Below are 13,471 nucleotides of genomic sequence, written 5' to 3'. Positions count from 1 at the left end.
CTCTATTTCATCTCTTTTAATTCCTATTTATAGATTTTCAATCATGCTTAAAATTTCTTCGATTTCCACTGTATCGTTAAGTCTATTTTTAATACTTTTTGCTATTGCCGAAATTGTAGGACCCATAAACACTTCTTTTAATGCAAATTCTATGTCAAATTCTTTATGAACCCTTGATACAAGATTGGTTGCCTTTAATGAGTCTCCTCCTAATTCAAAGAAGTTATCATTTACTCCAATCTTCTGGACTCCAAGGATTTGGCTCCATATCAGTACAAGCTTCTCCTCAATTTCACCGAATGGTGCAGCATAGTCTACCCCTGTATTAATATTTCCATCAGGGGCAGGCAGGGCATTTCTATCTACCTTGCCATTCGCTGATAAAGGCAGTTTTTCCAACTGTACAAAATATGAAGGGATCATGTAGTCTGGCAGATCTTTGGAGAGATACTCCCTTAATTCCGGTATTGTCAATTCACTTTCTCCAACTATATATGCACAGATGTACTTGTTCCCTTGGGGGTCTTCCCTTGTTGCTGCCACAACTTCTTTTATTGAAGAATGTTTTAGAAGCTGAGCTTCTATTTCTCCAAGCTCTATTCGGTATCCGCGGATCTTAACCTGATGGTCTATTCTGCCCAGGAATTCGATATTCCCGTCAGGCAGCCATCTTCCCAGGTCTCCTGTTTTGTACAGCCTTATCCCCTTTTCTTCTCTGAAAGGATCTTCAAGGAATACATGGGCTGTTTTTTCAGGGTCATTTAAATAACCCCTTCCTACACCTGTTCCAGAGACGCAGATCTCTCCTTTTACTCCGATAGGGCACAGGTTCATGTTTTTATCTGTTATATATAGATTCATATTTTGTATAGGCTTGCCTACAGGAATGTTCTCTCCTTCATGAGCAGCTTCCATAGTATATAGAGTAATATCGTCCGCTGCCTCTGCAGGTCCGTAGGCATTAACTACTTTAGTATTTGGACATAGGTCAAACCATTTCCTTACTATGCCGGATTTTACGGTTTCTCCCGTTATCAGCAAGTAATGAAGTTTTTCCGGTTTATTCCCTGTATTTTCCACATACTCAAGCATTAAAGCAAGGTATGAAGGTACCACCTCAAGGACCGTTATGCCATCTTCTATGATCCGATTCGTAAACCTTGCAACATCCTTTACTATTTCATCTGGATAGATGATAATTTGAGCTCCTATGGTTAGGGCTGCAAAGAACTGCCATACAGATACATCAAAGTATTGAGGCGAGTTCTGGGATATTATGCTGTTGTTAGTTATACAAAGTTCCTTTATTTCCGCATGGATGTGGTTTATCATGCCAAGATGCTCTATCATAGCTCCCTTTGGTACACCAGTTGAACCAGATGTATATATAACATAGGCCAAACTATTTATGTCTATATCTAGATCTAGGTTTTCGCCACTTTCAGCCTCAATCTCTTTTTCACACTGGTCAAGGTATATAATTCGGCCTTTATAGTTCTCACTAAGCTGCTGGGTCACATAATCTGATAAGGTCAACACATAGGCAGCTTTAGATTCCTTAAATATATCAAGCACCCTTTGTGTAGGGTATTTTGGATTTACAGGTATGTAAGCCCCCCCTGCTTTCCATATACCAAGTACCGATTCTACAAATAAGGGTCCCCTCTCCAGCATGACAACTACGGCTTCTTCTCTACCAGTGCCAGCCTTTAGCATGTACCTTGCTATCCTGTTTGCCCTTTGGTTGATCTGGCCATATGTAAATCTACGGCCTTCATACGCTACTGCTATATTGTCTGGACGTACTTTCGTCTGCTGCTCAAACAGGTGGTGTACCGTCAGGTGATGTTCAAATTCAACCTTCGTATCGTTAAAGCCGTATATTATTCGCTCCTTTTCTTCTTGGGATAACATATTGATTTCTGATAGTTTTTTTTCAGGGTTTGAGGTTATCTCTTCAAGGATATTAAAGTAATGCTGAACAAGCCTTTCTACCGTCTCCTTCTTAAACAGACGTGTAGCATATTCCATCCATAATATTATATTATGACCATCTGGTATCAACTGGAATGTTAGGTCAAATTTTGATGTTTTACTTTCAACCGGATATTTGGAATACTTTAATTCACCACGATGTTCCATAATATGCTCATCAGAAGGAACAATATTAAACATAACAGTAAATAAAGGATTTCTGCTTGAATCTCTCTTTACGTTAAGTTTTGTCACAAACTGATCAAACCTGTATTCCTGATTTTCATATGCTTCTAAGGAGCTTTCTTTTACTTCTTCCAAGAACTCAGTAAAGGCCTTATTTCCCTCTGGGAAATTCCTTAATGCCAGGGTATTTATAAACATCCCCAGTATTCTTTCAGTATCAAAATGAGTTCTTGCCGCTATAGGAGTACCAATAATTATGTCTTCCTGTCCTGAGTATTTATACATTAGTGTATTTAATGCCGCAAGAAGTATCATATACACGGTGGCTCCTGTTTGGGAGGAAAGTACATTTAATTTATCCATCAAATGACTGTCTAAATCAAATAGCAACCTATTTCCTTCAAAGCTTTGAAGGACAGGCCTAGGATAATCTGTAGGCATATCAAGGATAGGAATTTCACCCTTGAACCTATTAAGCCAGTATTCTTCCTGCTTTTTGTAAACCTCAGTGCTAAACAAGCCATTCTGCCACTGGGCAAAATCCTTATATTGCACCTCCATTGCCGGAAGGCTTTCACCACTTAATATAGAAACTATTTCATCAAAAGTCCTGATTATTGAAGTTCCATCCGAGACTATATGATGTACATCAAGCAAAAGTATTTGCCTGCTAGCATGGATTTCTATAAGACCTACTCTTATTAAGGGTGCTTTGCTTAAATCGAACGGTCTTACAAATTCATCGATTATTTTCTCTACTCCGTCTTCCTCAGACTCAAAATATTCTATAGTAAAATCAACTTCATCTTGTATCCTTTGCACAAGCTCCCCATCAATCATCTCAAAGGATGTCCTAAATGCTTCATGCCTTTGTATCAATGTTTTTAATGCTTCCCCAAGGGCAACCCTTTCAATCCCACCTTCAAATAAAATTCCCACAGGTATGTTATACCCAATGTTGTTACCCTCAAGATTATTAATGATATACATCATCTTTTGTGCAGATGAGGTTTCATAGTGCTCTTTTTCAGAAACTTTAGGTATTCTTTCAAGCTCAGCCTTACCCATATTTAGGGAACCCTGTTCTGAAATCTTTCCCGATTCGTATAGCTTTGATATCATTTGCTCGGAAAGATCGTATATGCTGGAACCCTTAAGAAGTTCTACTATGGAAACAGGTGTTTTAAAGGCAACCTCCATCCTGTTTTTTATTTCGGTGGCCATTAATGAATCCATCCCAAAAACAGTTAGTGGTTGTTTGGTACTTAGATCCTCAGGATTATAACGCAAAACCTTCGCTACTATTGTTTTAATATGCATTTCAACGATATTCTGCCTGCTCTGTATTGGAGATGAAATAATATCCTCCAGGATATCAACATCCACCTTTGATTTATTTATATTCTCTTGTTGTCCTGACTCATCTTGCAAAAGAGTTTTAAGCACATGTGGAGAACTCATGGGTGAGAACCATTTTTCCCCAAACGTTTGCCACGAGAGTATAGGTAGAACCACAGACTGTGCAACAGCTTCTCCAACAAGGTGCTCCATAGCCCTAATTCCCTTTTCTACCGTTACAGATTCTATGGATTTTTGTATATAATACTCCGGATCACGTTCCATAAACCTTGCAGCCATTCCAACCTCTGACCATGGTCCCCAATTGATACTCAGTGCAGGAAGTCCTCTCGATAAACGGTAATGTGCAAGTGAGTCCAAAAAGGCATTCCCAGTTGCATATGCTCCCTGGCCTGGTGAACCAAATACAGAAGCAACTGAAGAAAATAAAATAAAGAAGTCAATAGGCCGTCCCTCTGTCATACGGTGAAGGTTCCATGCACCATTTACCTTAGGCGAAAGGACCCTATAAAAAGTCTCATCTTTACTAACCTCAAGAAATTGATCATCCGTAATACCAGCAGAATGTACAACACCTCGAATAGGAGGCCTTTCTTCCTTATCAAAATCTTTAAAAAATCCAGCAAGCTTTTCCTCATCAGTTACATCCACTGATCCAATATATACTGTTGCCCCCTGGGACTCCAGCTTACGAACAAACTCAATCCTCTCTGCAAGGCTGCTGCCTGGCTCTACATTGTTCCATTCAGAACGTTTTGGAAATTCTCCGCGTCCAAGCAGTACCAGATGTCTTGCTCCCTTGGCAACCATCCACTGGGCTGTAATCATACCTATGCCACCAAAAGCACCTGTAATAACATAACTTCCATCGGGGCGAAGATGTACGGGTACTTGATGCTGCATATCAATCCGCAGTTTATCGATTCTTGCTGCAAGTCTATTCCCATTACGGAAAGCAATTTGGTTCTCTCCATTACCTAAGACTTCTTTTAACAGCATTTCCATTTCACCCGCATTGGCCTCTATGTCAAGGTCTACAAGGCCTCCCCAATTTGAAGGCAACTCATGGTAACCTATGACGGTGCCAAGGCCCCATACCAACGACTGTAAGAATGCAGAATTTGGAGTAGCCCTGTTGATCATTTGGGCTCCTCTTGTAATAACCCACAGCTTAAAATTTAATCCCAGATTTGTGGTTGCTTGTACCAGGTGTTTTAATACAAACAGGTTTTCAAAACAAGCTTTTTCTATAGCTGTATTGCTAACTTCCTGGATCTCAAGGATATTGAGGCTCCACATATATACAATACCTGTTAGCTTCGTTTTAATTTTTGAGAATTCATCAAACAACGATCTAAGATCCTCAATGCTTCGAGGGTTTATATATATCTCACGCTCTTCATACTGCCAACCAAAATCCTCACCAGGATATACCATAAAGCATTCTTCTCCCCTTTTTTCAAGGAGATTTGCCAGTTCTTTTCCTGCTGCTTTATGATCCACAAAAATAAGCCATGCTCCAGAGTTAGCAGCAGCTGTGCGGGTATCAACTTCTTCACTTTTTAGAAGCTCCCAGTTTATCTCATAAAGATAATCCTTAACTCTTCCAGCATCAGACCCTCCACTATTTCCAAGTTCCTTAGTTCTTATGCCCAGTATTTCGGCGATTAGATTTCCGTCCTCACTATATAGACGGATGTTGGCGTTCAAATTATTATCTTTCCTATCTACCAACTGCGTATGACAAAGCATGACAGGCTCCGGCCTTCCATAAAGCTGCACCCTGTCTATTCCTACAGGTAGGAATGATTGGCCTTCGTTATTTTCATCTTCATTAAGTGGTGCAACTGCCGCAATGGTAACCTGGAAACAGGCGTCCAATACCGCCGGGTGAAGACCGTAGATAGAGCTATCAATCTCCAGTATTTTAGGGATCTCGATCCTGCCAAGAGCTTCGTTATCACCTTTCCATATCTTGTCTATACCTTGGAAATAAGGACCATAATGGAAACCCATTTGATAGAAGGTTTTATAACATACTTCTTTTCCGTATTCTTTGGTACAATTGCCAAGTATTTGAATCAACTCATCTTTAGCAGTGATCTTTATGTTTTGCCGTTTTCTTATTGTGCCGGATGCATTGCATGTCCAAGTCTTATCTTGTCCCGGTATCCTGCTTGAAATCTCGAATTTTGCGGTTTTTGGATCCAAAACCACCTGCACCACAGGTGATACTCCTTGATTTAAAAATAAAGCATTTTCAAACTTTATATCTTCAACTGTATAAAAACCCTCTCCAAAATAGCTTCTGGCACAAGCCATTCCCAGCTCTACATACCCTGCTCCGGGGAAAACTTCTATACCTTGTATTTTATGATCAGAAAGATACGTCATATAGGTAGTATTAAGTTCAATCTCCCATATAGGGCTGGAAGTTTTCAAACGGCGTCCTAAAAACTTGTGCTTATTTTTTCCCTGCCTAAATTCACTTGATTCCTGCGTTTCCATCCAGTATTTATCCCATTGCCATGGATAAAGAGGGAGACTTACAAACTCACCTTGATACCGGTAAATCTTGTTCCAATCTATAGGGTATCCCAGTGCATATAGATTCCCTAAGTTCTCCAGTATTGAAACCTGTTCGTTTTCATTTCTTTTTATAGAGAACAACTTCTTACCTTCAACGTTTTTAGCTGACAGACAATTAGAAATAGAAGCTGCTAAAACAGGGTGAGGGCCCACCTCAATAAATAAGTTATAATTCAACGAAATCATTTCATACATTGCTGCTTCAAAACGTACCGGCTCTCTTACATTTTTATACCAGTAATGTCCATCACACTCTGTACCCGTCAGCATTTTCCCTGTAACCGTGGAATATATCGGTATCCCGGCAGGCTGGGACTTTATTCCTTTTAATGCCTCCAATAGCTCCTGCTCATATGGTTCCATTTGGTAACTGTGATACGCTACATTGACCTTTAAAAGCCGCGCAAAAACCCCCTTATCCTGCAACTGTTTTTGGATCTGCTCAAGGGCATCAGGATCACCTGACAAAGTTACCGAATTTGGGCTATTGATTGCTGCCATTGAAACACCTTTTATGTTCTCATCCAGCAGGGCCACAACTTCTTTTTCTGGTAAACCTACCGCCAGCATTGTGCCCTTGTTTACTGCTTTTTGCTGTGCACGGCTTCTGTGAATACTTACCAACATGGCATCTTCAAGGCTGTAAATTCCTGCAACATATGTAGAAGCCACTTCTCCAACACTGTGTCCTACCACCGCATGGGGTATAATACCCAAGGATTTCCATACTTCAGTCAAACCCACCTGAACAGCAAAATTGGCAGGTTGAGCAAACTGGGGCTGGTCCAGACGTGAATTCTCCTCATCGGCGAGAAGTTCCTCCAGTAGAGACCATCCAGCATACTGACGTGTAAGTTTATCGCATTTTTCTATCATATTTCTAAACACAGGGTCTTTTTCAAGGAGCTGTCTGCCCATAGCCCACCATATGGGCCCCATACCTGTATATACAAAAACAGCTTTATTGTACTTTCCTGCCTCAACATTTCCCGCAGACATCCCCTGGCGTGCTTGTCCTTTAATATACGCTTCCAGGTTTTCTGCAAGTTCTTCCTTTGAAGATGCCGAAACTGCTAGTCTATAGTCATGATGGGTGCGCTTTTTGCTCATCATGCTTCCAATATCATATAAAGAAATACTTTCTCCACTTCCATTAATAAAATCAACATACTTTTGCGCATAGTTTTTTAGCGCCTTTTCTGAGCGCGCAGATATGGGAATCATATATGGCCATCCGGTATTTACATTAACTTCAGGAGTACCCTGTTTTTGGAGATCTGTAGCTTCCTCCAAGAGGATATGGGCATTTGTTCCTCCAAAACCGAATGAATTTATGCCAACCAATGCGGGTTGCGGCAAAGGCTCCAGGGTCTGAGGAATTCGTATACATAAATCGTCAAAGGGAATTTTAGGGTTTGGATTCTTAAAGTGCAGATGTGGAGGTATTTGCTTATGCTTTATGATTAGTGAAGCTTTTATCAGTGCGGCAACTCCTGCAGCGGCCTCAAGGTGGGCAATGTTTGTCTTAACAGATCCGACAATACACTTTTTATCTTTTGGCCTGTCTGTTGAAACCACTCGTGCTATTGCATTAGCCTCAATAGGGTCTCCAACCGGAGTGCCGGTGCCGTGAGCTTCAATATATGTTATATCTGAAGGTGATATTCCTGCCTTTTTGTATACCTCCTTCATTAAGTTTTCCTGAGCCTGCCCGTTTGGAACAGTAATCCCGTCTGTGTGGCCGTCCTGGTTTACACCCGATCCACTTATTACGGCATAAATCCTATCTCCGTCTTCGATAGCATCTGACAGGCGTTTTAAAACCACAACGCCGGCTCCTTCTCCTCTTGCATAACCGTTTGCACTGGAATCGAAAGTTTTGCACCGTCCATCGGGAGATAAAAAACCACCCTTACTTTCCGCTATGGTATACTCAGGTGTAGCTATAACACTTACTCCGCCTGCTATTGCGAGATTACATTCATTATTCAATAAACTCCCGCATGCAAGGTGTGTTGCAACCAAAGAGCCCGAACACGCTGTATCTACAGACAAACTTGGACCTCTGAAATCATATATATATGAAATCCTGTTGGACAACATTGTCATCATCATACCCGTTGCCGAATGTGTATCTAAACTTTCAACCGATTCGTTTTTAAATTGTATTGCTTGATAGTCAAGGGTGAAGCCCGCTACAAAGACACCGGTATTGGTTCCTGCTAGCTTGGCCGGATCCAAGCCTCCATCTTCCATTGCTTCCCATGATGTCTCCAGCATCAGTCTTTGCTGTGGATCAAGAAAGGCCGCTTCCCTTGGAGAAATACCAAAAAACAAAGGGTCAAACTCATCTATTTTATCTAAAAATCCACCATGACAGGTGTAATGCTTGCCTGGCTTTGATTTGTCAGGATCATAAAACTTTTCTAAATCCCAGCGGCCTTCGGGTAAATCGGAAGTCATATCTTTTCCCGCAGTCAATGCTTCCCAGAACTCCTCAGGCCCCCTTATTCCTCCTGGCAAACGGCATCCTATTCCTATAATGGCGATTTTATCCATAACTTTCGACCTCCAATACTTTATTTATATTCTCTTGAATAGCTTGTCTGATAATTGAACAACCCTGCTGCAAAAGTTCAAGCTCGATGGTTAACGGAGGCATAAGTTTTATAACACTGTCTTTTCTTCCTGCGCTTTCGATGATTAAACCGTTTTGGTAACATTCCTCTACTACTTTTTGCGTGATTCGCTCATCCTCCACATTGGAAAAAATCAATACCCCAAATCAAACCTGCACCCCGAATGGTCAGGCCCTTATGTAATGACAAAATCTGCTTGGTTAAATATTCTCTTACAAATGCTTCCTTATATTTCACAGACTGTTCCAAATTATTCATTTCCCAATATTCCAACGCAGCTGTAGCTCCAATGAAAGCAAGCTGGTTTCCCCGGAACGTACCGTTATGCTCACCAGGCTTCCAGACATCAAGTTCCGGTTTCATCAGCAGAATAGACATGGGAAGGCCATACCCGCTGATTGACTTGGAAAGCAGTACAATATCAGGGATCATCCCGGCACGTTCAAATGAAAAGAACGGTCCGGTGCGTCCGCAGCCAACCTGAATGTCATCGCAAATCAGTAGAATACCGTGTCTGTCGCTAAGTTCCCTCAGCCTGAGCATCCATTCGGGTGAAGCTATATTTACGCCGCCTTCCGCCTGAATGGTTTCAAATATAATAGCCGCCGGTTTTTCGATTCCCGAGTGACCGTCGTTTAGAACGGCTTCCATGTATTCAATAGTATCGAATGAGTCAATTGGACTCTCGGAGTATGGGAAAAAGGTAACATCGGATAATGCTATGCCGGAGGAAGATCTTTTCTGAATGTTGCTGGTAACAGCCAGACTCCCCAGCGACATTCCGTGAAATCCTCCCATAAACGCAAATATACCAGTCCGTTTAGTGAATGGCAGTACCAAGATACGGAAAAATTTCTTCCCCAATTACTTCATGTCTTGAGAAATAAGTGATGAGTCTTTCGTATCCGTATTTATCCTTTATGTGTTCTTTTAAAAAGTCCTGATCGATCATGTTTACACTCAATGATAATACAGTAATATGAAAATAATTCCAATAGGTCATAAGTTCTACTTTACTTGAAATTTTTATCAGGCTGGAAATCTTAAAATGAGAGCAACGTATTATAGCAAGGAAGCCACCTACATTTTTTGAGCGTGTATCGGGTTTGTAGAAGTAAAAAGGTATCCTTCTAATAAAAACTTCTTTAGTTACAGGTTGGTAAGCAATATTATCGTCAACGCTCCACTACCCGCCGGATATATATCGCTAGCTCCAGAAGTTTGGGCTTACCGGACGCGCTGGGGTTATGGCGGCAGCCGCAGGACCGATCGATGAGGATCGGACGGATTGACGCGGCATCAATGCGTCAAAGTCAAGAGGCCGCTGAAGAGCTTTCGTAAGCTTTTTTCTGTTGCGGACGGAACCACGAGGCAGCAAGAGCGAGTAGAGAAGTCCCTATTAGTGCGATGATGACCCAGCGGTAACCGTGAATGACGAAAGCAAAATCAACGGCAGAAATCACATTGTTCTTTCCGGAATACAGCACGTTCTTCAGGTGGGCTGGCAGCGCTGCGCCGACGATGGTTAAAGAAAGAGCCGTACTCAGCACTTGACCCAAGTTATATAGCATGGACCGCAGTCCATTCGCCACCCCGCGGCTTTGCTCCGGAACGCTTGACATGATCTCCGTCGTATTGGGGGTAAGGAATAAACCGGTCCCGACCCCGATTAACAACATGCCGCAAGCGGTGACCCCGTAAGAGAAATTTCCACCGACCACGAATAGGAGTAGTAGTAGTCCTGCTATAGAAATAAGAATTCCAAGTGAGGCCAGAACTCGAATGGCCGCCTTCTTAGTCAACATGCCAGCAATCGGAGAAATGACCAACATCCCTATCGTAATTGGAAGGATCCTTAGACCGGCATTAAGCGCGTTTTGGTGGAAGGCAAATTGGTAATAGAGAGCGAAGAGCAGAGCAACCGCCGTACGGGCAAAAGAATTAAAGAATGTAGCGATGTTCCCCATACTGAACGTCCAGCTTTCAAAAAGGCTTAAATCTAGTAGAGGTGATGCTGAACGATGCTCATGCCATAAAAATATAGTAGTAAATATAGCGAATATCGCAAAACCTCCGATCACCTGCTTGTCTCCCCAGCCCAGTTCTCCCCCCTTGGATAAAGCAATGATTAGACCCGCTAAAGCGACAAAGATCATGATGCCTCCATATCCGTCCACTTTTTTATGGAGCTGCGCTAGGGGCTTCACCCTTAGAATCCAGAGCCCCCAGATGAGAGCAATGATCCCGAAGGGAACATTAGACCAGAACACCCACCTCCAGCCTCAGGCGGTCGTGACCACGCCGCCGACGACCGGGCCAAGCACCTGCGCGACGGAAGCGGACAATAAATTCAGACCGAGACCGGTGCCCAGCTGCGATTGGGGAAACGCATCGGTAATCAGCGGTGTTGTGTTCGTCACTACGAGCGCTCCTCCGGCAGCCTGTACGATCCGAAGAAGGATTAGTACCTCTACATTAAAAGCATAACCGAGTAGTAAACTGGATACGGTAAAGATGGCCATTCCTATTAAATACATTCGGCTTCTTCCGAAAATATCCGAAATTTGTCCGAAGATTAAAATCAGGATAGTGTTTACCAGCATATAGGAAAGTAAAATCCAGCTGGAAGCTGCCGCATTCGCATGAAATTGCTGGCTTAATTCCGGCAATGCGACATTAAGCGTTCCGATATTGACCAGAACCAGGAACGCTCCGAGACTGGTTACAGATAAGACATACCAGGGGTACATCCTGTCGGACTTGGGACTTCTCTTTTGGGTCATAGAGACCAACCTCCTGAAATAAAAAAACGACCCCTGGAACCTGATAAATCCAAGGGCACATCTCCTTTGGGTTCAAACTTCAGCAAAGGCAGAAATGATTTCCTGTGTTGTCCGAACACGCCCGATGCGTGGAAAAATAAAATTTTTCACGTGATCGTGCTCGGCTTGAGAAAACCCGGTCATGGCATCGATCGCCAAAATCAGCTGATACCCATTCATAAACGCTTCCCGCGCGGTCGTATCCACGCCAAGCCCGGTAGCGATGCCGCATAAGACGATGGTGTCGATTCCCCGGCGACGCAACTGCAGGTCGAGCTCCGTTCCGTAAAAAGCTCCCCATTGCTTTTTAGTAATGATGTGGTCTGTTTCGGCGACCCGCATTTCCGGGACGATTTGATCCCATCCTTCAGGCAGATTCAGTGGTGGTGCAGGCGAATCCAACTTCGGTCTCGGGATATCCTTCAGATCTTTGCTAGATACCCGGACCAGGGCAACCATTGAGCCTTGCTCACGGAAAGCATCTGCCAAGGCGGCAGCGTTAGATACTACCTGCTCGGCGGAATAAGGGGCGTATTGATTACCAAGCCATTTTTGCAAATCAATGACAACTAACGCTGTTTTTTGCGGATCCAATAATTTTTCCATTCTATATGTTCTCCTCACCCTTTGGATTTGACCTGAAGTTTAAAATATTAAACATTTGGTCATTTGACTTGATGTCTTATATTTTGTACTATGATTCAAAAATAGTCAAGTGGGGAGACATTGTTTATGAGTGTGACAAGGGAAGAGGTTTTAAAATCGGCGACGAGGCTTTTTAAGGAACGGGGTTTTCTTTTAACGACGATACAGGATATTGCCGAGGATTGCGGTATTGCCAAAGGATCCGTCTATAAATTTTTCCCTTCCAAGGAAGACCTATTCAGCGAGGTGTTTGATCAATGCCATAACGACTATTTTGATCAAGTCGATGAGCTGACGCGCCTTCCTGGACTCTCGCCGGAAGAGCAGTTTATACAGCAGATCATTCTTCGATTCCGTTATTTTATAGAATACAAGCATATTCTGGTCGAATTTACGGAGCTCCCTATCCAACAGGATCCCAAGTTCCACCCCCTTAGACACAAGGTTAGAGGGCGGCTCATCCGATGGCATAGTGAGTGTTTGCTGCATGTGTACGGCGAAGAAATCCATCCGTATCTGTGGGATTTGGTTTCCATCTATCGAGCGATTCTGAAGGAGTATCTATTTTGGATTGTTTATGAAGAAAAGTCGTTATCGCTCGAGGAAACGGCAAAGTTTATTTTTGACAAGCTCAACGTGCTCGTTAAGCATATGATGGCTTCCGATCCGAAGCCTCTGCTGAAACAAGCTTCGTTCGAGAGGTATTTAAACTGGGGGCTCGGGAACCGCCAAGGGGAGAAAGAGCAGATCCTTACCGAACTGTTCCGGGAGATGGATTCGGCCCTTAACATTCTTTCGTCCAGCGCCAAGCATCGTTCGGAGCTGAGTGAGCTTTGCCATTTTATCCAGACGGAGGTTAGAAAAGCGGAACCGAATCTCCCGTTGCTGCAAGCTTCGCTCTATTATTTGGAAAGAGAGAAAGAGCTCAAAAGTCTGGTCATCCAGTTGAGGAATATTATTTATTCGGGTATTTAGAACGATTCGAAGTCCAGCACAGATTCAGGGCGACGGTTATGCACTTACTGACACCGACCGTCGCTCTATTGTTTGGCTCATTAGGTGTGGTTAGTTCCAATTATTATTTTCCTAAGATGTAACGGTCAATTCCTTTGCTTTTTGTTATTAAGGAGAAGATTGCTGATATGATAGCTAAAATAACAATCAGTCCGCCAACCCAGGAATTTGTCGTGACAGAATAATGGTTTACGATCAGTCCCCCAACCATTGAACCTGCTGACAATCCTAGAAAAACATCTA

The 13,471-nt window shown here is 42.7% G+C and carries 4 protein-coding genes and 1 pseudogene; 1 reads left to right on the top strand and 4 read right to left on the bottom strand.

Annotation, left to right across the window (positions count from 1 at the left end):
- Positions 1 to 27: 27 nt before the first annotated feature.
- The 4 genes and pseudogenes from MKY98_RS12980 to MKY98_RS12965 form a co-directional block, all read right to left on the bottom strand.
- Entirely contained in the window at positions 28 to 8,667 is an 8,640-nt protein-coding gene (locus MKY98_RS12980; RefSeq protein WP_069012549.1) for a hybrid non-ribosomal peptide synthetase/type I polyketide synthase, read from the bottom strand.
- Between the two features lie 191 nt (positions 8,668 to 8,858).
- On the bottom strand, positions 8,859 to 9,527 hold the full coding sequence (locus MKY98_RS12975) for an aminotransferase class III-fold pyridoxal phosphate-dependent enzyme (protein ID WP_069012547.1): 669 nt from the start codon (positions 9,525 to 9,527) through the stop codon (positions 8,859 to 8,861).
- A 533-nt stretch (positions 9,528 to 10,060) separates the two neighbouring features.
- Positions 10,061 to 11,497 (bottom strand): annotated as a pseudogene (locus MKY98_RS12970) (MFS transporter).
- A gap of 105 nt (positions 11,498 to 11,602) precedes the next feature.
- Entirely contained in the window at positions 11,603 to 12,175 is a 573-nt protein-coding gene (locus MKY98_RS12965; RefSeq protein ID WP_025723565.1) for a hydrolase, read from the bottom strand.
- Between the two features lie 126 nt (positions 12,176 to 12,301).
- Between MKY98_RS12965 and MKY98_RS12960 the strand changes: the two genes are divergently transcribed.
- Positions 12,302 to 13,189, top strand: coding sequence for a TetR/AcrR family transcriptional regulator (locus MKY98_RS12960; RefSeq protein WP_208332719.1), 888 nt, complete (start codon positions 12,302 to 12,304; stop codon positions 13,187 to 13,189).
- The last annotated feature ends 282 nt before the right edge of the window (positions 13,190 to 13,471 follow it).

Source organism: Paenibacillus sp. FSL M8-0228, from assembly GCF_038007385.1.
Classification (GTDB): Bacteria; Bacillota; Bacilli; order Paenibacillales; family Paenibacillaceae; genus Paenibacillus; species Paenibacillus polymyxa_D.
The sequence above is the reverse complement of the archived record's forward strand: the minus strand, read 5'-3'. Positions and strand labels throughout refer to the sequence as shown.